This is a genomic window from Mesorhizobium sp. CO1-1-8 (assembly GCF_020164875.1).
Taxonomy (GTDB): domain Bacteria; phylum Pseudomonadota; class Alphaproteobacteria; order Rhizobiales; family Rhizobiaceae; genus Mesorhizobium.
This window is the reverse complement of the sequence record NZ_JAIUGZ010000016.1, coordinates 18130-40866: the sequence shown is the minus strand read 5'-3', so window position 1 is coordinate 40866 and position 22737 is coordinate 18130. Positions and strand designations below refer to the sequence as shown.

Genomic DNA, 22737 nt, shown 5'->3' with positions numbered 1-22737 from the left:
TCCCTTTCAGCCCAGACCTACCACATCGTCTTCTTCGCCCGTTCCGGCCATTCCTTGTCGTAGGTTTCGCCATCGATGTTGCTGCGGCTGGTGATTTCCAGGATTTGTCCGGGCGTCGGCAGCGACTTCGGGTCGACGTGCCTTGCCGCATTCCAGAGCTCGGAGCGGACGATGGCCCGGGCGCATTGGAAATAGACCGAATCGATCTCGACGACGGTTACCGAGCGCGCCGCCTTGCCGTCCACCGTGAATGATGCGCACAGCGCTGTATCCGTTGTGATATGAGCGCGGCCGTTGACGCGCAGCGTCGTGCCGGAGCCCGGCACCAGGAACAGCAGGCCGACGCGTGGGTCGCGGATGATGTTTTTCAACGAATCGGCGCGGTTGTTGCCGCGACGGTCCGGCATCATCAGCGTCTTCGGATCGTGGATGCGCACGAAGCCGGCGAGATCGCCGCGCGGCGAGCAATCAAGCCCCTCCGGCCCGCTGGTTGCCAGTGCGACAAAGGGCGAGGCTTCGATGAAGGCGGCATATTCGGGAATGACGTGGTCGAGTTCCTTGACCAGCGAGGCCTCGCCGGGAACGCCATAGAGCGCCTCGAGCTGCTCGACCGTGGTGATGACGGACATGTTTTCGCCTCCAGACCTTTGCCGGCGCTACGCCATCTCGATGACGTTTTGACGACAGCGAGGGGAATCAATTTAGTGGTCCCGGCTCAGGCCCTTTTCCGCAAGTTCCGCGAGATAGGCCTCCCAGCGCGCATCCTTCTCGTGGCCGAGCGTATGCAGGTAATTCCAGGTGAAGATGCCGGTGTCGTGGAAATCGTCGAAGGTGATGCGCACGGCGTAGTTGCCGACCGGCTCGATCTTGAGGATCGCCACATTGCGCTTGCCGGGAACCGTCACCCGCTGCTCCGGCGAATGGCCTTGCACTTCGGCCGATGGCGAGGCGACGCGCAGCAGTTCCGCCGGCAATTCGAACGGATGGTGGTCGGGAAAGGTGACGGACAGAAGTTTGCGGTCCTTGGAGACCCTGAGCTCTTTCGGTGCGGTCATGCTGTTCGATCCCGTCTCATCCACCCTTCCCTACGCCGCTTCGCCAAACGGGAAAAGGCTTGATGAGACCGACCGACATGCGATGTCGGCTGAGAGATGTTACCAAAGATCGAGAGGCGCTATCTTGAATGGCAGGCCGGATCGTATCACATAGCGGTATATAACGAAGCCGTTCACGGCCACGGGAAGCGCTTGAAGCATGGACATGATTGATCCTTTCGGCCGCACGATCAGCTATCTCCGCGTGTCGGTCACCGACCGCTGCGATTTCCGCTGCACCTATTGCATGGCCGAGGACATGGCCTTCCTGCCGAAGAAGGACCTGCTGTCGCTGGAAGAGCTTGACCGGCTGTGCACGGTTTTCATCGAAAAGGGTGTCAGGCGGTTGCGCCTCACCGGCGGCGAGCCGCTGGTGCGCAAGAACATCATGCATCTGGTGCGCCAGCTGTCGCGGCATCTCGCCAGCGGCGCGCTGGAAGAACTGACCCTGACCACCAACGGCTCGCAGCTGTCGCGCTTTGCCGCCGAACTCGCCGATTGCGGCGTCAGGCGTATCAACGTGTCGCTCGATACGCTCGATGCCGACAAGTTCCATAAGATCACCCGCTGGGGCCATCTCGACAAGGTCATGCAAGGCATCGATGCCGCGCAGGCGGCGGGGCTGAAGGTCAAACTCAACGCGGTGGCGCTGAAGGATTTCAACGACGCCGAACTGCCCGAGATGATGCGCTGGGCGCATGGCCGCGGCATGGACCTGACGGTCATCGAAACCATGCCGATGGGTGAGATCGATGCCGATCGCACCGACCAGTATTTGCCGCTGTCGCTGCTGCGCGCGTCGCTGGACCGCCAGTTCACGCTGACCGACATTCCTTTCAAGACCGGCGGCCCGGCGCGCTACGTCGAGGTCGCCGAGACCGGCGGACGGCTCGGCTTCATCACGCCGATGACCCATAATTTCTGCGAAAGCTGCAACCGCGTCCGGCTGACCTGCACCGGCACGCTCTATATGTGCCTGGGCCAGGAAGATGCCGCCGACCTGCGCGCGCCCTTGCGCGCCTCCGAAGGCAACGAGCTGGTCGCCGAGGCAATAGACGAAGCCATCGGCCGCAAGCCCAAGGGCCACGACTTCATCATCGACCGCCGCACCAGCCGCCCATCGGTGTCGCGCCACATGAGCGTCACCGGCGGCTGATCTTTTCATGAAATTCATGCAAGATCGCTTCGGGATCATGACTTCGAGGCGAGCATGCGGCTGCACTTTTCATTCCTGGTCATTGCGACAATGGCAGCAACCGGTGCGGTCGCCGCGCCGTTCACCTATGTGAACGAGCGTTTCGGCACCGTCTGCACCTTTCCCGACGAGATCTTCACCGATCGCCAGCCGGAGCCCGACAATGGCGACGGACAGCAATGGCTGAGTGCCGACGGTGCCAGCCTGATCTGCTCGGGCGTCCTCAACATAGACGACGATACGCCTAAGGGTTTTGTGGCGGCCCAGAAAGCCAGCAATGAAGCCGGCTACAAGGTCGCCTACAGCAAGACCGGAAAGGATTGGGCCGTGCTGTCGGGCCTGAAGGATGGAAAGATCTTTTACGAGCGACGTCTGTTTGGGAAAGACGGCATCATCCGCACGGTCCGGGTCGACTACCCGCCGGCGCTGAAGTCGAAATACGATCCGCTGGTCGGCGCCATTGCCGGCAGCCTCAAGGGGCCATGAAAATTTCGGATCACACCCCAGAAAAAGTCTCGTTTGCGAACCGCAGTCGGATTTACGACCGGTCTGTTCCAGCCTAGCCTTTCCTGGAAGCGGATCTTCGCTCACAGGGGGAATACACCATGCGCAAACTCGTTCTTTCTCTTGCATTGCTTGGCCTCGCGGCCATGCCCGCTGCGGCGCAGTCGATCGGCGGCACCTATACGGTCGCCGGCACCAACTTCGACGGCTCGGCCTATGGCGGCGAAGCCACCATCACGCTGACCAGCGGGACGACCTGCGCGATCCATTGGGAAACCGGTGGCTCGTCTTCCGACGGCATCTGCATGCGCAACGACGATGCCTTCTCGGCCGGCTACGTCATGGACAAGGACATCGGCCTTGTCGTCTACAAGATGATGGGCGACGGTTCGCTGCACGGTCTTTGGACCATCGCCGGCAAGGAAGGCAATGGCACCGAGGTGCTTACGCCGAAGAAGTAAGTTCGCCATCGCAGGCGTTATTCTGGGCCACAACAAGGCTGTGGCCCAGTCCTTTGCTGTTGCTGTTTCATGCCCGGCTGTTACAGGCTTGCTGCCTAAAGCGCGTCGCGTTTGGAGGGATTCAGGCGACGCGCTTTAGGTCTTTGTTTCCTATGCATGTCGTTCCCCAAAACCGAGGTCACTTTTGGGCGACCTGCATGAGCAGAACCGGTAGCCATCTTGCCCCTGTCTCCAAATCTTCGCGGCGCGTTGTTCATGATGGTGGCGATGGCCGGCTTCACGCTCAACGACGCCATCACCAAATACTCGTCGCAATCGATGAACATGGCGCAGGTCATGTTGATCCGTGGGGCTTTCGCTTCGCTTTTCGTCGGCTTGCTCGCCTGGCAGCGCGGCGCTCTCGCCCGCCCGGGCTCGATGCTGCAGCCTCTGGTCGCCTTGCGCGTGATCAGCGAGGCCGGCGCAACGGTGAGTTTCCTCGTCGCCCTCGCCCATCTGCCGATCGCCAATGTTTCGGCGGTGCTGCAGGCGCTGCCGCTGGCGGTGACGATGGGAGCGGCACTTGTCTTCGGCGAGGCTGTCGGCTGGCGGCGTTGGCTGGCCATCGCCATCGGATTTGCCGGTGTGCTGATCATCGTGCGGCCGGGCTTCGAAGGGTTCAGCATCTACTCGCTGTCGGCGCTGGCCAGCGTCGCCTGTTGTGCGGTGCGCGATCTCGCCACCAAGCGGATCCCCAAGGCCATCCCGACATTGCTGGTGTCGACGGCAACCGCGCTTGCCATGACCATCGTCGGTGCCGCGCTGTTGCCGACCATGGGCGGCTGGACGCCGATGACGGGGGACAGCACGGCCTTGCTGGCCCTGGCGGCGGTGCTGGTGCTGATCGGCTACCAGTTCATCATCATGGCGATGCGGGCCGGCGACATCTCCTTCATCGCGCCATTCCGCTACACGGCCCTGATCTGGTCGATCCTGCTTGGCCTGTTCATCTTCGCCGATACCCCTGATCTGCCGATGATCGTCGGCGCCACCATCATCATCGGCTCCGGCCTTTATGCGCTCTACCGCGAGCGTGTGGTCGGCCGGCGAAAGATCGTGGCCGAAAGCACGGGGCCGACCATGGTGCCCGACGGGATCTAGCCAGGTCATTTGAAGGTTCTTGTGATTTCCGGCGGCTGGCGTACAGGCTTCGTGGCATGAAGCGAAATGTCTTTGGGATCATCCTGGCCGGCGGCCAGTCGAGACGGATGGGCGGCGGCGACAAGAGCCTGTTGCCGCTTGGCGATGGCTGCCTGCTTGACCAGGTCGTCTCGCGCTTCACCCCGCAAATCGAATCGCTGGCGCTCAGCGCCAATGGCAACCCTGCACGGTTCCTGCGCTTTGGACTGCCGGTGCTTGCCGACAGCGTGCCCGGCTTTGCCGGGCCGCTCGCCGGAATCCTGACCGGCCTCGAATGGGCCGCGACCAACACAGGTTGCAAGGCGATCGTCAGCGCTGCCGGCGACACGCCCTTCCTGCCGCTGGACCTTGTCGAGCGGCTGGCAGCGGCCGCCGATCAAAGTCCCGGTTCGATTGCCGTCGCCTGTTCGGCCGGCAAGCGGCACCCGACTTTCGCCCTCTGGCCGACGGGCTGCCGCGACGCCTTGCGGCACTTTCTGGTCGATGAGGATATCAGGCGGGTTTCGGCTTTCATCGACCGGCACGATTTTGTCGAGGTAGAGTTCCCGGTTCTGCCATCGGCGCGGGTCGACCCTTTCTTCAACGTCAACGAACCGGACGATCTTGTGTCTGCCGAGCGTCTGTTGCAGAGCATCAAGCCATGAACAGACGCGTCTTCGGCATCACCGGCTGGAAGAATTCCGGCAAGACGACTTTGACCGAAAGGCTGGTCATCGAACTTGTCCGGCGCGGCTGGAAGGTGTCGACGGTGAAACACGCCCATCATGATTTCGACATCGACAAACCGGGCGCCGACAGTTTTCGCCACCGGCAGGCCGGTGCCACCGAAGTCGCGATCGTCTCCGGCGTTCGCTGGGCACTGATGCACGAGCTGCGCGGCGAGGACGAGCCGACATTGGAGACTGTCCTGTCGCGGCTTGCCCCTTGCGACCTCGTGCTGGTCGAGGGCTACAAGCGCGAAGCCCACAGCAAGATCGAAACCCGCCGGCTGGATGCGAAGGACCGTACGCCGCTTTCGGCGGAGGATCCCAACATCGTCGCTGTCGCCGCCGATTTTGCCATTGAAGGCGAGCAGCTGCCGGTATTCGATCTCGACGATGCAAAATCGATAGCCGACTTCATCGAGCGCACCACCGGGCTCGTTGCTTGAGCGCTGACGCAACGGCAGAATAGCCTTGCCCATTTTTACGGTTTTGCAGTTGCTTTTTTCTTGGAAAGAGTGGGAGTATCGCGCCAGCGGGCGGTCAAAAGCACCGCCCCACAGAGCCGTTCGGAACGACGGCCGGGACCATAAAGAGAGGACCATCATGCGTATTTCACTGCGTATCGCGCTTGCCGCATCGGCCGCGCTGCTGACGCTCGGCGTCGCCCAGGCCCAGGAAAAGACCCTGAGGATCGGCACCGAAGGCGCCTACCCGCCTTTCAACAACCTCACCGCCGATGGCCAGCTCGTGGGCTTCGACATCGACATCGCCAAGGCGCTTTGTGATGAGATGAAGGTCAAGTGCACCTTCGTCGCCCAGGATTGGGACGGCATCATTCCAGCCCTCCAGGCCGGCAAGTTCGACGCCATCGTCGCCTCGATGTCGATCACTCCCGAGCGGAAAGAGAAGGTCGACTTCTCGAACAAATACTACAACACGCCGTCGGCGCTCGCCGTGCCTAAAGACAGCACGCTGAAAGGCGTGACCAAGGAAGATCTCGCCGGCAAGACCATCGGTGTGGCCACCACCACGACGCATTTCAACTATGCCTCGAAGACCTACACCGACAGCACCGTGAAGGGCTATCCGAGCAGCCCCGAGGAGCAGGCAGATCTTGCCAATGGTCGTCTCGACGCCATCGAGGACGACATCGTCGTGCTGCAGCAGTTTCTGGATTCGCCTGACGGCGCCTGCTGCAAGATCCTCGGCCAACCGTCGCCGCAGCCGGTCGAGATCTTCGGGCCTGGCGCCGGCATTGCCGTGCGCAAGGGCGAAACCGACCTGGTCAACAAGCTCAACTCGGCCATCGACGCCATTCGCGCCAATGGAAAATACAAGGAAATCAACGACAAGTACTTCAAGTTCGACGTCTACGGCGCCGAGTCCTGATAAATACGGTCAAGACGGCGGGGAATTTCCCCGCCGTCTTTATATTCGTCTCAGGAACGCCGTGGGGATAAGACCGGTCGATGCCAGCCCAGAGCATATGGACACTTCTAAGTTGGGGACCCGAAGGCTGGCTTGACGATATTGCCTATGGCGCATTGATCACCATTGCGCTGGCGCTTGCCACGCTGCCCATCGGGTTGACGATCGGCTTTTTCATTGCACTCGCCAAGCAGTCCGAAGAACCCTCGTTGCGCCTTGCCGCCAACATCTACACCACCGTCTTTCGCGGCCTGCCGGAGCTGGTGACGCTTTTCCTGTTCTTCTTCGGCATGCCGATCCTGCTGCAGCATCTCGTCAGGTATTTCCGGCCGGACACCACCATTGACGTCAACAGCTTCGTGGCCGGCATGATCGTGCTTGCGCTGATCTTCTCGTCCTATGCCAGCGAGGTTTTTCTTTCCGCCTTCCGCGCCATTCCCAAAGGCCAGTATGAGGGCGGCTATGCCATCGGTCTTTCGAACTGGCTGACCATGCGCAAGGTGATCGTGCCGCAGCTGCTGCGCATCGCGTTCCCCGGACTGGAAAACTGCTGGCTCAGCCTGCTCAAGGACACGTCGCTCGTGTCGGTCGTCGGCTTGGCCGAGACACTGCGCAATGCCAGCATTGCCGCCCGCGTCACCAAGCACGCTTTCCTGTTCTTCGGCGTCGCCTCCCTGGTCTTTCTTGCCCTGGCCGTCCTGTCGTCCTTCGCCACCAACGCGATTCTGCGCTCGCTTGGCCGGCGGGAGGCCCAGCGATGAGCGCCGCTGCCACGATGGTCGAACGTCCCCCGCCGCGGGCGCGCGGCTGGCCGCGCAGGCGTATCGCCGGTTACGCGCTGGTCTGCCTGTGGATTTTGTTCGGCATTGGCATCGTCAGCTATCTCTTCCTTGCCTGGAATCCCGATTTCTTCGCCAAATATGCGCCTGCCTATTTGCGAGGGTTGGGGGTAACGCTCGCGCTGGTTTCCATATCGATGGTGCTCGGCGCCATTCTGTCGGTGCCCGTCGCGTACGGACGCATGTCCAAGAACCGGATCCTGTCCGGCCTCGCCTATTGCTACGTCTATTTCTTCCGCGGCACGCCGCTGCTGGTCCAGACCTATCTGGTCTATTACGGACTAGGCTCGTTTCGCGTCGAACTCCAGTCGGTCGGCCTCTGGGATTTTTTCAAGGACGCGTTCAATTGCGGCGTTTTTGCCTTTGCGCTCAACACCGCTGCCTACCAGGCCGAGATTCTGCGCGGCGCCATCGAGAGCGTGCCAAGAGGGCAATGGGAAGGGGCGGCATCGCTTGGCCTGCACAAACTGCAGACCTTGCGCAAGGTCATCCTGCCGCAGGCGTTGATCGTCGCCTTGCGGCCCTATGGCAACGAGCTGATCCTGATGGTCAAGGCGTCCGCCATCGTCGCCATCATCACGGTCTATGATCTGATGGGCAATGCGAAGCTCGCCTTCGCCAACTCGTTCGACATCCAAGCCTATATCTGGGTCGCCCTCGTCTATCTGGTGATGGTCGAAATCCTGCGCCATGGCGTTGAATGGATCGAACGCCGGATCACCATTCACCTGAAACGCTGACCGTTTTCAATGCGGCTGCACCAGTCGATCCCGCCCTACGCATCTTGACGAATTGCGCGCAGAGCCTAGACGTCTCGCAGCAAATTCCGTTTCCATTCTGAAGGGCAGGCTCATGGCATCTGTTGCATTTCTCGGTCTTGGCGTGATGGGCTATCCGATGGCCGGGCACTTGAAGAACAAGGGCGGCCATGACGTCACCGTCTACAACCGCACCAAGGCCAAGGCCGAGCAATGGATTGGCCAGCACGGTGGCAGCCTGGCAGTGACGCCGGCGCAGGCTGCCGAGGGCAAGGATTTTGTCTTTTCCTGTGTCGGCAATGACGACGATTTGCGTTCGGTGACGACCGGTCCGGAAGGCGCCTTCAAATCGATGAAGAAGGGTTCGATCTTCATAGACAACACCACGGCCTCGGCCGAGGTCGCTCGCGAGCTGGCGGCGGCGGCGCAAGCTGGCGGGTTTTCGTTTCTGGATGCGCCTGTCTCGGGCGGTCAGGCCGGCGCCGAGAATGGCGTGCTGACCGTGATGGTCGGCGGCGAGCAGGACGCTTTCGACAAAGCGAAGCCTGTCATCGACGCTTTTGCCCGCATGGTCGGCTTGATGGGGCCGGCCGGTGCCGGCCAGCTCACCAAGATGATCAACCAGATCACCATAGCCGGCCTCGTCCAGGGCCTGGCCGAAGGCATCCATTTCGGCAAGCAGGCCGGGCTCGACATCGAGAAGGTGATCGAGGTGATTTCCAAGGGCGCCGCGGGCTCCTGGCAGATGGAGAACCGCCACAAGACGATGAACGCCGGCAAATATGATTTCGGCTTCGCCGTCGACTGGATGCGCAAGGATCTCGGCATCTGCCTGGCCGAGGCCGAGCGCAATGGCGCCAGACTGCCGGTCACCGCGCTCGTCGACCAGTTCTACAAGGATGTGCAGGCGATGGGCGGCAAGCGCTGGGACACGTCCTCGCTGCTCGCCCGTCTGGAAAAATAGGTTTCTGCGGTGGCAGAGCTCTCGCCTCAATCCAGCGCCGCGGAAATCGTCGCCCATCTTCGCGCTATCGGATCGGAGGAGAACCGCCTCGGCATGTTGCGCTATGGCATCAAGTTCGACCGTGCGCTTGGCATCTCGCACGGTATGCAGCGGCAGATCGCCAGGAAGGTCAAACGCAACCACGCGCGCGCCTTCGAGCTATGGGACACCGGCATTATGGAGGCGCAGTTCATTGCCTCCGTCACGGCTGACCCGAAACGATTTTCTGCTGGAGATTCAAGACGTTGGACGGCGAGTTTCGACTCCTGGGACATCGTCGACGGCGTCTCCGACCTCTTTGTCGATACGGACGCCTGGAAGGAACTGATCAGTGAGTTCGCGGCGGACGAACGGGAATTCGTTCGGCGCACGGCCTTTGCCATGATGGCCTGGTCTGTCGTTCACCGGAAGAAGGAGCCCGGGGCGACCTTTCTCTCCTTCCTGCCGATCATCGAAACGCATGCTACCGACAGCCGCAATTTCGTGAAGAAGGCCGTGAACTGGGCGCTTCGGTCGATCGGCAAACGATCGATGGACATGCACAGTGCTGGCCTTGCTGTCGCCGAACGACTGGCGCAGTCGGCGGACAAGACGGCGCGCTGGATCGGCAAGGACGCCGTAAGGGAGCTGACCAATGCCAAGACGCTCGCGCGGATCGCCGCCAGGAAAGGCTGACGGCGCGGAAATCCGCTTTCCGGCATGTCTGGATCTCGCTGCCTTGCGATGCAGCGCCGACATGTGATGCGGCGGGAGCGTTGACGTCGTTGACAGCGGCGTCTTTACTTGAGCCTCAAGGGAAGCGGCCAATGAGCAATCCTCTAAAATCATCCATAGTGCTGGCAGCTGCGTTGTTTGTGTCCGCCGCCGTCGATGCCTCGGCCGAGACCGCGCACATATTCTGGAAGGATCTGCGCCCGGCTACGCAATCCGCCGCCGAAAATGTCGGACTGCCGATGATCGCGGCAAAATTGCCCGACCATGGCGAGACGTTGTCCCTCAACCTGCAGGACAGAAGCATTCAGCTAGCCGGCTACGCATTGCCGGTCGATCGCGACGGTGATCTCGTCTATCAGTTCCTGCTGGTACCCTGGACGGGTGCCTGCAGCCACATGCCGACGCCGCCGCCCAACCAGATTGTCCTGGTCACGCCGGCCCGTCCCTACAAGATGTCCGAGGCCTATCAGCCTGTCGCGGTCACCGGCGCGCTGAAGCCGGACATGGAGAAGAGCCAGCTGTTCGTCCTCGACGGCGTCAGCGTCATCCAATCCGGCTACACGGTGCGCAAGGCAGACGTGGTCGCCGTCGACAGCGTGCCGGACACCATCATCTTGCCGGTGAACTCGCCCTGGAGTTTCCTCAACAAAAAGAAGAACTAAGCGGAACGACCTTGTGTGAGATCAAGCTCAGGCAGCGTTGGCACCCGATTCCTTGTCCAGCACCATGTAGTCGAGCGGGATTTCGGTCGTGTACTTGATCTGCTCCATGGCGAAGGACGACGACACGTCACGGATTTCGATCTTGGCGATCAGCCGCTTGTAGAAGGCGTCATAGGCGGCGATATCGGGCACCACGACGCGCAGGAGATAGTCGACGTCGCCGCTCATGCGGTAGAACTCGACCACCTCGGGAAACTCCTGGATGACTTCCGAGAAACGCCGAAGCCATTCATGGCTGTGCGAATTGGTGCGGATCGACACGAAGACGGTGACGCGCACATTGACCTTTTCATGGTCGAGAATGGCAACGCGCCGCTTGATGACGCCCTCTTCCTCGAGCTTCTGGATGCGCCGCCAGCAAGGCGTCGTCGACAGCCCGACTTTCTTGGCGACATCGGCGACCGCGAGTGTCGCGTCCTCCTGCAAGAGGCGGAGAATTTTTCTATCGAGGCGATCCATATCGTGCTCCCAAAGGAATAGAATGCCTATACTCTGCCTTATCTAGGCCATTCACAAGAAAGAAATTCTGCTGATCGGGCAAAAAGCGAGTGATTTCTTGCTGAAAGGTCAGCCGAGGCGATAGCGGATTTCCGAACGCAGAAAAGGCAGCAAATCCATTTCAAACCATGGATTCTTCTTTAGCCAGCCGGTGTTGCGCCACGAGGGATGCGGCAGCGGCAACACTTTCGGACCGACGGAATTCTCCCAGATGGAGCGCCACTCCATGACCGTTTCGGTCAGGGAGGGCCGGCGCGCCGCACCCATGTGCCAGGACTGCGCGTAGATACCGATCGTCAGCACTAGATCGATCCGTGGCATCGAGGCCATCAAAGGCGCGCGCCAGGCCGCCGCGCATTCGCGCCTCGGCGGCAGGTCTCCCCCCTTGGCATCCTGGCCGGGAAAGCAGAACCCCATCGGGACGATGGCGAATTTTTCGATGTCGTAGAATTCGTCGCTCGTCACATCAAGCCAACTGCGCAAGCGGTCGCCGGAGGCGTCGGTGAACGGCATGCCTGACAGATGCACCTTGGTGCCGGGCGCCTGGCTGGCGATCAGGATACGGGCGCTGGACGATGGGCGCAGCACCGGTCGTGGTTCATGCGGCAACGGCTTGCCGACCGGATTTTCCACGCAGATACGGCAGGCGCGGACCCTGGCGACGAGGTTTTCGAGTTCGACAGTCATTCTCAGGCTGATGCGCTCGGTCGGCTGGAGACGGCCTGATGCCAGCGCAACACATTCGCGCATTCATCCGGCACCTTGATGCGTGCCGGCTTCATGAAGTCGACAGCGATCAGGCCGGTGATGTCGGCGATCGAATAGCTGTCACCGGCGATGAACTCCCGGCTACCCAGTTCGCCGTCAAGCAGCCTGAGGAACGCCACGGCCTTCGGCTTGTTGGCCTCACCCCATTCGGGGACCTGCGGGATTTCCCATTCCTTCATGGCCGGATGGATGTGCCGGAAAGCCTGCATGACGCAACTAAGCAAATTGAATTCCATCCGCCTCTGCCACATCTCGACCTGCGCCTTGCCGAGTGCGCCACGCCCGAACAGCGCCGGTTCGGGATGCAATTCCTCGAAATAGCGGCAGATGGCGACGGATTCGGTGATGACGGTGCCGTCGTCGAGTTCCAGTATCGGCAGGCGTTGCAGGGGATTGCGCGAGCTGACCGCCTGTTGCCTGTGTTCCAGCGCCCCCATGTCGATGGGCACTTGCGGAACCTCGATGCCTTTCTCGGCCAGGAAGACGCGGACCCGCCGTGGATTGGGCGCCCGGCCACCGTCGAAGAGCTTCATTCCATCCTCCTGTTCGTTCTGGGTTCCAGTTCCGGGATGCGCATCACCAGAAGCGAAAAATCTCGCGCACGGCATCGCCGATCGACGCCAGTGTGCCGTGCCTCTTCTCGACGACTTCGCCGTGATGGCTGTCTCGCCAATTCTGCGGCTGGTCGAACGTTCCCGCCCAGATGCCGGCCTTTCCCGCGCGCGCGATGGCTTCCTCGCTCTCGAAGTCGCCATAGGCAACCGCCCAGCCCGCCTCGACCTGCGCGCGGTTGAGATCCTTGCCGCCGGCGGTGCAGTCGCCGAGCAGCCGGCCATAACGATCACGCTGCCAGCCGGTACAAGAGACGGGCTTGCCGGCGATCAGGCGAACGAGCGACTGACGCGCAAGCGTGCCGCAGGAATAGTCGGCGCCGTTCTTGCGGCAGGTTTGTGTATATTCCGGAGCATCGATGCCGCGCATACGTATACGCTCGGTGCCAAGCGTGATCGAATCGCCGTCGTTGACGATGGCTGCGCCTTGCGTCTTGCGTGTCTCCACCCGGTCGAGGCGGGCCGCCAGCAGGATCAACAGCCCGAGGATGATGACGGCAAGCCCGTTATCCACCAGCCTTCGCCACAGGCTGCGGGGTGGCGCGACGTATCGCGGACGCCGCCTCGGCGACCAGGAACGGCTCATATGGCAAACGGTTGGTTAATCATTCGAACGTAGCTTAACACTTGGAAACCGCTGCTCGCATAATTGAAGTTTTAATGCCCTTGCAACGCTCGAACACAGCGGACAAGTTCATTGTGGACCGCAGGAAACCCCATCGCAACAGCGATGTGGCGCGCGCGGTGCGCAAGACGCGTGACCGTCTTTCGCAGCAGGCCGGCAATCCCGATTTCGATCGCGAATTGCTGAAGCTCCACGCCCGCGCGATGGCAAGCGGCGCCATAGCCATCCCGCTGCTCATCCTGGCGATCGCGGCGGCTGGCCGGCTGGCCGGAATCGGCAACGAGATCGGGCTTTGGGCGCTGTTCACCCTAACCTGCTACACCATCGTTGCCTTCATGGCGCGGCGCATCGAGCGCACTGAAGCTTCCGAGCTCAACCCTTTGCAAGCACGACGGGAATTCCTGATTGGCCATTTCCTGTGCGGCCTCGGTTGGGCATGGTTCGTGTGGCTTGGCTGCAGCGTCTGCGAGGTCGATCCGTTCCACATCGTCAAGGCCGTGGTGCTGTTGTTCGCCATGGCGGCGACCGCGGTGATGACCTCGTCTCTGCGCGGGGCGCTGCTGGCGACCTTTGCCGTTCCCGTGGCGCTCTACGCCTATGCCGGCGCCAAGCTATGGATGCCGGTTGAGGCGATCATGGCCGCCCTGCTGGTCGTGTCGCTACCGTTCTTCGCCTATGTGGCCCATCATCTCAACCACTCGTCCCTGATGATGTTGTCGTTCCGCTCCGAAAAGGATGCGCTGATCGCCGAACTGGAGACGGCGAAATCGATGTCGGACGAGGCGCGGCGGCGGGCCGAGGACGCCAATCTGGCGAAATCGCGGTTCCTCGCTTCGATGAGCCACGAATTGCGCACGCCGCTCAACGCCATTCTCGGTTTTTCCGAGGTGATGTCGAACGAGGTGCTGGGACCGATGAGCAATCCCACCTATCGCGACTACGCCCATGACGTGCACGAATCCGGCCAGCATCTGCTCGACCTGATCAACGAGATTCTCGACCTGTCGCGCATCGAGGCCGGCCGCTACCAGCTCAACGAAGAGCCAGTGATGCTGCTTGGCATCGTCGAGGACTGCTGTCACATGATGGAGTTGAGGGCGCGCAACAAGGATATCCGGGTCGTCCAGGATTTCGAACACGAGCTGCCGCGCCTTTTCGCTGATGAGCGTGCGGTGCGACAGATCACGCTCAACCTTCTGTCGAATGCCATCAAGTTCACCGCCACCGGCGGTGAAATCCGTGTCCGCGTTGGTTGGACCGCGGGCGGCGGACAATATATTTCGATCAAGGACAACGGGCCGGGCATACCGGAAGACGAGATCCCGATCGTGCTTTCCGCCTTCGGCCAGGGCTCGATTGCCATCAAGAGCGCCGAGCAAGGCACCGGCCTTGGCCTGCCGATCGTGCAAGGGTTGCTCGCCATGCATGGCGGCGAGTTCGAACTTCATTCCAAGCTGCGCGAAGGGACCGAGGCGATCGCCATCTTCCCGCTCAGCCGGGTGATGGAGGAACTGCCAGCACTGCCGACCGCGGCTGTGGCGGCTCGACGGCGGTAATATAGCAAGACTCTAGCCGCGTACCGCCGCAGCCATGCCCGAACTGGTCAGCGCGGCGGCCTTGACCAGACCCGCGGCAAGGGCGGCCCCTGCCCCTTCGCCATGGCTGATGCCCAGATCAAGCAACGGGCGCAGCCTGAGCCGTTGGGCGGCGCGTGCATGCGCGGGTTCTGGCGACTGGCTTGCCAGGAGGCAATGATCGAGCGCGGCGGGATTGACGCCATGCAGCACCGCTGCGGCTGCCGTCGCGGCCACTCCGTCGAGCAGTACGGGGATTTTTTGCATCCGCGCGGCAAGGATGGCGCCGGCGATCGCCGCGAATTCACGGCCGCCGACCCGGCGCAGCGCCTCGAGCGGGTCGCCGAGATGGCCGCCATGAAAAGCCAGCGCGGCATCGACCACGTCGGCCTTGCGTGCCTGCATCGCCGCATCGGCGCCCGACCCTGGGCCGACCCAATCGGCACCCCTGCCCCCGAACAGCGCCGCAAACAGGGAGGCAGCGACGGTGGAGTTGCCGACGCCGAGATCGCCGAGACACAAGAGATCGGTGCCGCCGGCGATCGCTTCCATGCCGAAGGCCATGGTGGCGGCACAGCCACGCTCGTCCAGCGCGGCCTCTTCGGTGATGTCGACGGTCGGGATGTGCAGGGCAAGATCGAAAACCTTCAGCCCGAGATCGTAGGCAATGCAGATCTGGTTGATCGCGGCACCTCCGGCGGCGCAAAGTTCGACCGCATTGGCGGTCGCCGCCACCGGCCGTGGCGAAATGTCGTGGCGCGTGACGCCGTGATTGCCAGCAAAGACCGCCATCAGCGGTCTTGTCACCGCGGGCGGAGCCCTCCCGCTCCAGGCTGCCAGCCAGGCGGCGATGTCCTCTATACGGCCAAGCGAATTGCCTGGTTTGTCCGCCTTGGCAAACAGCGAGCGTACGCGGGTCTCGGCTGCCGTGTCGGCCGCCGGCAGATTGGCCAACAGGTTGCGAAAATCGTCGAAAGGCAGTGCGCTGGTCATCTTGTTATCGATCATTCCCTGGAGTTGGTGAGCGGCATAGCCGCCTTGCGAGGTTGGCACAACCTCTGGGATGAGGGGCCTGCCTTTGCCGCAAAGCCGGCCCCGAAGGGCGCAATCGCGAGGGCTTGCATTGCCTTTGCCGTTGCACCATGTGGAGGTAGAACAAGGGATTCCGGATGGAAGCCCAAGAGAAAGTCATGACCGCCATCGAATCCCCGTGCATCCTGGTCTGTTCGATCGACATGAAAACCGGCTTCTGTTTCGGTTGCGGTCGCACGCGCGAGGAAATCGGCGCCTGGATCGGGATGACGACGGAAACGCGCCGCAGCGTCATGGCGCAATTGCCGGCCCGGCTGGAAACGGTCGAGCGCCGGCCGCGCCGGGAAACGCGCCGCACCCGCATGGCGCGCGAACGCGACGCGCTGTCGTGAGGTGCGGATGAGCCGGTTGTTCTGGGTCTTGATGGCCGCGATCGGGGTGGGAGCAGTCCTGCTCATGCTTAACGATTCCGCCGGCAGCACGCTCGGCGTGGAGAACAACGATTTCAGCCGGCTGATCTGGCTCGGCGCCTTTGGCGCCCTTATCGGCGCCGGCCTGCTTCGCTCAGGCAGGCCCCTGGGCGCCATGGCCCGCAATCTCGGCGCCTGGGCGGCGATCGCACTCGCGCTGATCGCCGGTTATCAGTATCGCTATGAGTTGCAGGATGTCGCCAGCCGGGTGACCGCGGGCCTTGTTCCCGGCAGCCCGCTTGCGCTTGGCGTCGAAGACGGTCACGCCACGGTGACGCTCGACAAGGCGGACAATGGCCATTTCGAAGCGCGCATCCTGGTCAACGGCAACCCGGTCCGGGCCGTGGTGGATACCGGCGCGACCAGCACCGTGCTGACGTCGCAGGATGCGCAGGCCGCCGGTTTCAATCCGGCCGCGCTCAACTACACCATACCGGTTTCGACCGCCAACGGCATGGCACGCGCCGCGGCCGTGAAAACCGATCAGATTGCGATCGGCGGCATCATGCGCAGGGATATGTCGGTGATGATCGCCGCACCCGGCATGCTCAGCCAGTCCCTGCTCGGCATGAACTTCATCGGTTCATTGTCGGGCTTTGACGTGCGCGGCGACCGCATGATCCTCAGGGATTGATCCCCGAAGCTCAAGCCGCTTCGGCTGCTGCTCCACCGAACTCGACGGCCGCGAAAGCCGTCTTCAGCACGTCCGGGCCGGCGCCGGGTTTTGTCGCGTCGGTGGACAGGATCTGCCGGTACCGGCGCGCGCCGGGCAGGCCATGGAACAGTCCGACCATATGGCGGGTGACATGGCCAAGCCGCCCTCCCTGCTCGATATGGCGTGCCGCATAGTCCGCCATCGTATCGATCAGCGCGGCGAAATCGAACGGCTCGGGCTGGACGCCGTAGAAAGCGGCATCGACGCCGGCCAGAATGCCGGGCGTGTGGTAGGCAGCGCGGCCAAGCATGGCGCCGTCGACATGGTCAAGATGCGCCAACGCCCCTTCGATCGTCTGAATGCCGCCATTGATGCCAATGAATTCGTTATGTTTTCGGGCTTTGAGCCGATAGACCCTGTCATAGTCGAGCGGCGGGATGTCACGGTTTTCCTTGGGGCTCAGGCCTTCCAGCCACGCCTTGCGTGCATGCACCCACAATGCGTCGGCGCCGGCATCGAAAACTCCATCCGCCAGCGCATCGAGGGCCGGCTCCGGATCCTGCTCGTCGACGCCGATGCGGCATTTGACGGTTACCGGGATCTTCACCGCCGCTTTCATTGCTGCGACGCAGCCGGCGACGAGGTCCGGCACCTTCATCAGGCAGGCGCCGAACGTGCCCGACTGGACGCGGTCCGACGGACAGCCGACATTGAGGTTGATCTCGTCATAGCCAAAAGCCTCGCCGATGCGCGCCGCCTCGGCAAGTTTTTCGCGATCCGAGCCGCCGAGCTGCAGCGCGACCGGATGTTCCATTGCATCGAAGCCGAGCAGCCGCTCGCGTGCGCCGTGGATGACCGCGTCGGCCACCACCATCTCGGTGTACAGCAGCGCATGGCTCGTCAGTTGGCGGTGGAAGAACCGGCAATGCCGGTCCGTCCAATCCATCATAGGTGCAATAGCCAGTCTATGATCTTGATTTTTCATGATTTTTTCTTTAACATCAAATCGTTAGAACCTGCAGAGTGCACACGAATTTACGCCGGAATACGACCCTTTTCGCCACGTTTCGATCTCTCAGTGCACACGGAGCGCACACGAAAAAATGGCCACCTACACAAAACTCTCGTCCGGTTCCTGGCGTGTGCAAGTCCGTCGCAAAGGTCGCTACGTCAGCGAGACCTTTTTGCGCCGAGACGACGCACGACGCTGGGCAACCGACGCCGAGCGCCAGGTCGATCGCGGTGAGACGCCGACGAAGTCCCGAATAGCGCGCCTGAAGACCTTTGGCGAACTCATCGACCTTCATATCGACGACATGTGCGATGTAGGCAAGTCCCCTCTCCGTTCCAAGGCTGCGACACTCGATATGCTGCAAAGGCATCTTGGAAAGTGCAATGTGGCGGCTCTCGATCGCGAACGGCTCATTCGCTTCGGCCGTGATCGCGCCGCCCTGGGGGCCGGACCGGTAACGCTCGGCATCGACATCGGCCTGATTAAACTCATTCTATCCCACGCTGCTGCGGTGCACGGCCTGCCGGTCAAGGTCGAACCCGTTGACCTCGCGCGTATCGCCCTAAAGAGGCTTGGCCTTGTTGGCAAAGGGCATGAGCGCGACAGGCGGCCTACCCAGGATGAGCTCGACAGGCTGATCGCGCACTTCGATGCAAACCCTCGTCAGACTGCACCGGTTAGCCAGATCATGCGTTTCGCCGTTGCAACCGCGATGCGCCAGGAAGAAATTTGCAAGGTGCGTTGGTCCGACTTGGAAGCCCGCACGCGGATGCTTCTTATCCGGGACCGGAAGGACCCGCGAAACAAGAAAGGCAACAATCAGCGCATACCGCTATTCGCAGCGACCGGTTACGACGCGTGGGCCATTGTCGAGGAGCAGCGGGCAAAGCGAAGCAATGACGACGATCGCATTTTCCCGTTCAACCACAGGTCAGTCGGCACCGCGTTCCGTCGAGGGTGTGCGGACCTGGGCATCCACGACCTTCATTTTCATGATTTGCGACACGAAGGCACGAGCCGCCTTTTCGAAGCCGGGTTTACAATTGAACAGGTAGCTCTGGTCACAGGTCACAAGGATTGGAAGATGTTGCGGCGCTATACGCACCTCAAGCCGGAAATGCTTCACACTATCCAAGCGGCGAAGGCTGCATAAGGGCCGAGTCCGGGAAACTGGCAGCAGGCCATGTTGAGGCCGATCGGGATGACGCTAATGGTGAAAAGCTGGCGCTTGGTCCCGACGAGCAAGACCGTGTGTGGCGTAAGCGTACCGTCAACCGGCGATCCCAGCGACGTGCCGCGCGAAGTTGTCGAGAACGTCTTGCCATTCCCGGCGCTGCTCGTCGACGGAAGGGGATTGGTTCGGCGTCAAACGCTTGACGGACACCGACGCCCGCCTCGGTCTCCGCGAATTCGACACGCACATGACGGTCGTCATCCATCCGCCACTCGATCAGCCGCGTCGGCTCGACCCTGGTGTAGGTCGCGACGAAGTCAAAAACCATGCCGTCATGCCCTGGCTCAATGCGGAGCTTGAGCAGACCGCTGACCTGCAAGTCACTCGACGCCTAGGTCGTGAGCCAGTCGTCGGATGCGTCCCACCGCACGATGTCGGCCGGATCGTTGAAAGCCCGCCAGACGGTCTCGATAGGCGCGTTCAGGTGGGCACGAAAGATCAGTTTTCGAATGCCATGTGCTGGCTGGGCGTCTAAATGGGAAAGTCGCCTCCAGCCAGTACATGGGGGAACCAAGCGTCAGATTGCCACCACTAGACTGCACGTCTCTGGTTCCTATTCTAAGGGCAGCACCTCGGAACGCTTGACCTGATCAAGAGCGAAGCTCGTTTCGATCGAGGCGACCCCGTCCAAACGCGTGAGTTTGTGCTTGATGAACCGTTCGTATGCTTCGAGATCGCGCACAACGATGCGCATCAGATAGTCCCGCTGCCCAGTCATGAGGTAGCAATCCACCACCTCCGGCCAGCGCGCCACGGCGAGCGCGAACCGGTCAAGATCTTCTTCGCGCTGCCGCTCGAGCTTGATCGACGCGAAGGCGCTGATCGGCAGGCCGACCTTCTTCTGGTCTATCACTGCCGTGTATCCTTTGATCACGCCAGAATCTTCCAGCAAGCGCACACGTCGGGTGCAAGGAGACGGTGACAAACCGACGCGATCAGACAGCTCATTGGCCGTGATCTTGCCGTTGCCTTGGATCGCCGCGATGATTTTCTTATCGATATCGTCCAACACGCGCATTAGCCGTTTTCTTTCAAAACAAACATCAAGTTGGCGAAAATTCCTAAATGGCTGTGCACCGAAAGGCAAGTTTGGTTACTTCTCGTGCATGAACAGGTTTAGCCTCCACCCCTCTCAAGGGACCTGATCATGACAGCGCAACGGCTTTCCATCCTGTCCGAACTCGAGCGTAAAGTGCTGTGGCTGGCAACCTGGACAATCCACAATGCCAATCATCTGCGCGACAATGGCGACGGGATGAAGGTGGGAGGCCACCAGGCGTCTTCGGCCTCGCTGAACACGATCCTGACCGCACTCTATTTCGCCATCCTGCGGCCTGAGGACAGGGTAGCGGTGAAACCGCATGCGAGCCCGATTTTCCACGCGATCCAATATCTGTTCGGCAATCAGACTCGAGAGAAGCTGAAGAATTTTCGCGGCTTCAATGGCGCACAATCCTATCCGTCGCGCACCAAGGACGTTGATGACGTCGATTTCTCCACCGGTTCGGTCGGGCTCGGCGTGGCGCAGACACTTTTCTCTTCGCTGGTGCAGGACTTCATACGGGCCAAGGGCCTCGGCACTGACCTGCCCGAAGGCCGCATGGTGGCACTGATTGGCGATGCCGAGATGGATGAGGGCAACATCTTCGAGGCACTGCTTGAGGGCTGGAAGCATGGTCTTCGCAACACCTGGTGGGTCGTCGACTACAACCGGCAGAGCCTCGACGCGGTCGTGCGCGAGGGACTTTGGGAGCGGTTCGAATCGATGTTCCGCAATTTTGGATGGGACGTGGTGATCCTTAAGCACGGCGTCCTGCAACAGGCGGCCTTCACTGAGCCCGGCGGCGAGAGGCTGCGCGACTGGATCGATACCTGCCCCAACCAGCTTTACTCGGCCCTGACCTTCCAGGGAGGAGCAGCCTGGCGCAAGCGCCTGCTCGACGACCTTGGCGACCAGGGTGACGTTTCTCGGTTAATCGAAAGACGCGGCGACGACGACCTCGCCCAACTGATGAGCAATCTGGGTGGGCATGACCTGCCATCGATCCTGGACGCGTTCGAGCAGGCCAGGACACATGACCGTCCCACCTGCTTCATCGCTTATACGATTAAGGGCTTTGGCCTGCCGCTTGCCGGACACAAGGACAATCACGCCGGGCTGATGACCCCGACCCAGGTTGAGACCCTGCGCAAATCGATGAAAGTGCGCGAGGGCCGCGAGTGGAACCCGTTCGAAGGCCTCGCTACGCCGGAAGCCACGCTGAAGGCGTTTCTTGCCGGTGTGCCGTTTGTGCAATCCGGCCGCCGCCGCTACGCTTCGCCGGTCATCGACGTGCCGGAGCGGCTCGAATTCGGCGCCCAACCCTCGATGTCGACCCAGCAGGGCTTCGGCCTGGTCATGCATGAGATCGCCAAGAGCGACACGCCATTTGCCAGCCGCATTGTCACCACCGCCCCCGACGTTACGGTGTCGACCAATCTCGGCGCATGGGTCAACCGCCGAGGCCTTTTCGCCCGGGAGGAGATGGCGGACCTGTTCAAGACCGAACGCATTCCTTCGACCTACAACTGGACCTTCTCGCCGAGGGGCCAGCATATGGAACTTGGCATTGCAGAGATGAACCTGTTCGTCATGCTGTCGGCGCTTGGCCTGTCGCATTCGATCTTCGGTGAGCGCCTGCTGCCAGTGGGCACGCTCTACGATCCCTTCATCGAACGGGGGCTCGATGCGCTGAACTATGCCTGCTATCAGGACGCCCGCTTCATGCTGGTGGCAACCCCATCCGGCGTAACGCTGGCACCAGAAGGCGGCGCGCACCAGTCGATCGCCACGCCGCTGATCGGCATGGCCCAAGACGGCCTGGCGAGCTTTGAACCTGCCTTCGTCGACGAACTTGCCGCCATAATGCGCTGGTCGTTCGAATACATGCAGCGATCGGGCGAAACTGAAGCGGATAGGGTGACGTGGCTCCGCGACGCAACCGGCGGTTCCGTCTATCTCCGCCTGTCCACGCGCTCGATCGAGCAGCCGAAACGCGTGATCACGCCCGAGTTGGAGGAAGAGATTCTCAACGGTGCCTATTGGATGCGCAAGCCCGGTCCCAATGCTCAGATCGTTGTTGCCTACACCGGCGCAATCGCGCCGGAAGCTATCGAAGCGATCGGCCTGATGGCGGAGGACCGCCGCGATGTGGGCCTTCTCGCCGTGACCTCCGCCGACAGGCTCAACGCAGGCTGGACGGCAGCGCAGCGCGCCCGCGATAACGGCCTTTCACACGCACGCAGCCACATAGAGCGGCTCTTGGAAGACGTGCCTTCTTATTGCGGCATCGTCAGCGTCATCGACGGCCACCCGGCAGCCCTGGCTTGGCTCGGATCCGTGCACGGTCACCGCACTCGCCCGCTGGGCGTCGAGCACTTCGGTCAGACCGGCACCATCGCCGACCTCTACCGCTATTTCGGCATCGATGCTCGTGGCATCATCGCTGCGGCGGAGGCGCTGACGCCCGGCCGACCGATCAGGAATTTGCGGGTAGTTTAGTCGCGCGTCAGGTTTGCCAGTCCGCAGCTTTTTGCGGGACCGGATGACGGTGCCGCTGATTATGGCGCGGCGGCGACTCAACAGTTCAAAATTACCACGAGGTTACTGGACTGCGG

Annotated in this window: 27 protein-coding genes; 18 read left to right on the top strand and 9 right to left on the bottom strand. The window is 61.7% G+C overall.

Annotated features, from left to right (window positions below; genetic code table 11):
• Positions 1-17: 17 nt before the first annotated feature.
• Together LB558_RS26225 and LB558_RS26220 are read right to left on the bottom strand one after the other, a co-directional pair.
• Positions 18-629 (bottom strand): pyridoxamine 5'-phosphate oxidase family protein, encoded by a 612-nt coding sequence (locus LB558_RS26225; protein ID WP_224700211.1) that lies wholly within the window; start codon positions 627-629, stop codon positions 18-20.
• Positions 630-701: 72 nt separating this feature from the next.
• Positions 702-1055, bottom strand: a complete 354-nt coding sequence (locus LB558_RS26220) for a gamma-butyrobetaine hydroxylase-like domain-containing protein (RefSeq protein ID WP_224700210.1) — start codon at positions 1053-1055, stop codon at positions 702-704.
• 199 nt (positions 1056-1254) lie between these two features.
• Between LB558_RS26220 and moaA the strand changes: the two genes are divergently transcribed.
• From moaA to LB558_RS26160, 12 genes are all read left to right on the top strand, one after another.
• Positions 1255-2250, top strand: a complete 996-nt coding sequence (moaA, locus tag LB558_RS26215; RefSeq protein WP_224700209.1) for a GTP 3',8-cyclase MoaA — start codon at positions 1255-1257, stop codon at positions 2248-2250.
• Positions 2251-2304: 54 nt separating this feature from the next.
• The gene (locus LB558_RS26210) at positions 2305-2775 is read left to right on the top strand and encodes a hypothetical protein (protein WP_224700208.1); all 471 of its coding nucleotides are present in this window, start codon (positions 2305-2307) and stop codon (positions 2773-2775) included.
• 119 nt (positions 2776-2894) lie between these two features.
• Complete coding sequence (locus LB558_RS26205) at positions 2895-3254, top strand: hypothetical protein (protein ID WP_224700207.1); 360 nt, start codon at positions 2895-2897, stop codon at positions 3252-3254.
• Positions 3255-3473: 219 nt separating this feature from the next.
• Complete coding sequence (locus LB558_RS26200) at positions 3474-4394, top strand: DMT family transporter (RefSeq protein ID WP_224700206.1); 921 nt, start codon at positions 3474-3476, stop codon at positions 4392-4394.
• A gap of 56 nt (positions 4395-4450) precedes the next feature.
• Positions 4451-5077: a molybdenum cofactor guanylyltransferase MobA gene (gene mobA / locus LB558_RS26195; protein ID WP_224700205.1), complete on the top strand. Its 627-nt coding sequence runs from the start codon at positions 4451-4453 to the stop codon at positions 5075-5077.
• Positions 5074-5583 (top strand): molybdopterin-guanine dinucleotide biosynthesis protein B, encoded by a 510-nt coding sequence (gene mobB, locus LB558_RS26190; RefSeq protein WP_224700204.1) that lies wholly within the window; start codon positions 5074-5076, stop codon positions 5581-5583. Before mobA ends, mobB begins: the two co-directional genes overlap by 4 nt.
• Positions 5584-5740: 157 nt before the next feature.
• Positions 5741-6526, top strand: a complete 786-nt coding sequence (locus LB558_RS26185; RefSeq protein WP_127259335.1) for an ABC transporter substrate-binding protein — start codon at positions 5741-5743, stop codon at positions 6524-6526.
• Positions 6527-6606: 80 nt separating this feature from the next.
• Positions 6607-7326 (top strand): ABC transporter permease, encoded by a 720-nt coding sequence (locus tag LB558_RS26180; protein ID WP_224700203.1) that lies wholly within the window; start codon positions 6607-6609, stop codon positions 7324-7326.
• Complete coding sequence (locus LB558_RS26175; RefSeq protein WP_224700202.1) at positions 7323-8144, top strand: ABC transporter permease; 822 nt, start codon at positions 7323-7325, stop codon at positions 8142-8144. Before LB558_RS26180 ends, LB558_RS26175 begins: the two co-directional genes overlap by 4 nt.
• Before the next feature lie 112 nt (positions 8145-8256).
• Positions 8257-9126, top strand: a complete 870-nt coding sequence (locus tag LB558_RS26170) for an NAD(P)-dependent oxidoreductase (protein ID WP_224700201.1) — start codon at positions 8257-8259, stop codon at positions 9124-9126.
• A gap of 9 nt (positions 9127-9135) precedes the next feature.
• Positions 9136-9840, top strand: coding sequence for a DNA alkylation repair protein (locus LB558_RS26165; RefSeq protein ID WP_224700200.1), 705 nt, complete (start codon positions 9136-9138; stop codon positions 9838-9840).
• 131 nt (positions 9841-9971) lie between these two features.
• Positions 9972-10541: a DUF3299 domain-containing protein gene (locus LB558_RS26160; RefSeq protein WP_224700199.1), complete on the top strand. Its 570-nt coding sequence runs from the start codon at positions 9972-9974 to the stop codon at positions 10539-10541.
• Positions 10542-10568: 27 nt separating this feature from the next.
• Here the strand turns inward: LB558_RS26160 and LB558_RS26155 are convergent, their stop codons facing one another.
• The 4 genes from LB558_RS26155 to LB558_RS26140 all read right to left on the bottom strand — a co-directional run bounded on the left by LB558_RS26155 (position 10569) and on the right by LB558_RS26140 (position 13064).
• A complete protein-coding gene (locus tag LB558_RS26155) occupies positions 10569-11060 on the bottom strand; it encodes an Lrp/AsnC family transcriptional regulator (RefSeq protein ID WP_006205209.1) in 492 nt (163 codons plus the stop codon).
• A 108-nt stretch (positions 11061-11168) separates the two neighbouring features.
• Entirely contained in the window at positions 11169-11849 is a 681-nt protein-coding gene (locus LB558_RS26150) for a uracil-DNA glycosylase family protein (protein ID WP_224700198.1), read from the bottom strand.
• Positions 11789-12400, bottom strand: a complete 612-nt coding sequence (locus LB558_RS26145; protein WP_224700197.1) for a glutathione S-transferase — start codon at positions 12398-12400, stop codon at positions 11789-11791. Before LB558_RS26145 ends, LB558_RS26150 begins: the two co-directional genes overlap by 61 nt.
• Positions 12401-12443: 43 nt before the next feature.
• Positions 12444-13064 (bottom strand): thermonuclease family protein, encoded by a 621-nt coding sequence (locus LB558_RS26140; protein WP_224700196.1) that lies wholly within the window; start codon positions 13062-13064, stop codon positions 12444-12446.
• A 74-nt stretch (positions 13065-13138) separates the two neighbouring features.
• Here LB558_RS26140 and LB558_RS26135 point away from each other — a divergent pair, with 74 nt between their 5' ends.
• Positions 13139-14659 (top strand): sensor histidine kinase, encoded by a 1521-nt coding sequence (locus LB558_RS26135; RefSeq protein ID WP_224700195.1) that lies wholly within the window; start codon positions 13139-13141, stop codon positions 14657-14659.
• 12 nt (positions 14660-14671) lie between these two features.
• Here LB558_RS26135 and LB558_RS26130 read toward each other — a convergent pair whose 3' ends face one another.
• Positions 14672-15670: a nicotinate-nucleotide--dimethylbenzimidazole phosphoribosyltransferase gene (locus LB558_RS26130; protein WP_224700194.1), complete on the bottom strand. Its 999-nt coding sequence runs from the start codon at positions 15668-15670 to the stop codon at positions 14672-14674.
• Between the two features lie 197 nt (positions 15671-15867).
• Between LB558_RS26130 and LB558_RS26125 the strand changes: the two genes are divergently transcribed.
• Together LB558_RS26125 and LB558_RS26120 are read left to right on the top strand one after the other, a co-directional pair.
• Positions 15868-16101: a DUF1289 domain-containing protein gene (locus tag LB558_RS26125; RefSeq protein WP_027036625.1), complete on the top strand. Its 234-nt coding sequence runs from the start codon at positions 15868-15870 to the stop codon at positions 16099-16101.
• Between the two features lie 7 nt (positions 16102-16108).
• Positions 16109-16813 carry a TIGR02281 family clan AA aspartic protease gene (locus LB558_RS26120; RefSeq protein WP_127259347.1) on the top strand — a complete coding sequence of 235 codons (705 nt, stop codon included), beginning with the start codon at positions 16109-16111 and terminating at the stop codon, positions 16811-16813.
• 10 nt (positions 16814-16823) lie between these two features.
• Here LB558_RS26120 and dusA read toward each other — a convergent pair whose 3' ends face one another.
• Positions 16824-17819: a tRNA dihydrouridine(20/20a) synthase DusA gene (gene dusA / locus LB558_RS26115; RefSeq protein ID WP_224700193.1), complete on the bottom strand. Its 996-nt coding sequence runs from the start codon at positions 17817-17819 to the stop codon at positions 16824-16826.
• A gap of 118 nt (positions 17820-17937) precedes the next feature.
• Here dusA and LB558_RS26110 point away from each other — a divergent pair, with 118 nt between their 5' ends.
• Both LB558_RS26110 and LB558_RS26105 read left to right on the top strand, forming a co-directional pair.
• Entirely contained in the window at positions 17938-18999 is a 1062-nt protein-coding gene (locus LB558_RS26110; RefSeq protein WP_224700192.1) for a tyrosine-type recombinase/integrase, read from the top strand.
• Between the two features lie 220 nt (positions 19000-19219).
• Positions 19220-19555, top strand: coding sequence for a hypothetical protein (locus LB558_RS26105; RefSeq protein ID WP_224700191.1), 336 nt, complete (start codon positions 19220-19222; stop codon positions 19553-19555).
• 78 nt (positions 19556-19633) lie between these two features.
• On the opposite strand, the gene LB558_RS26100 is transcribed toward LB558_RS26105, so the two are convergent.
• Positions 19634-20098 (bottom strand): Lrp/AsnC family transcriptional regulator, encoded by a 465-nt coding sequence (locus LB558_RS26100; protein WP_224700190.1) that lies wholly within the window; start codon positions 20096-20098, stop codon positions 19634-19636.
• Between the two features lie 129 nt (positions 20099-20227).
• Between LB558_RS26100 and LB558_RS26095 the strand changes: the two genes are divergently transcribed.
• Entirely contained in the window at positions 20228-22621 is a 2394-nt protein-coding gene (locus tag LB558_RS26095) for a transketolase (protein ID WP_224700189.1), read from the top strand.
• Positions 22622-22737: the final 116 nt, after the last annotated feature.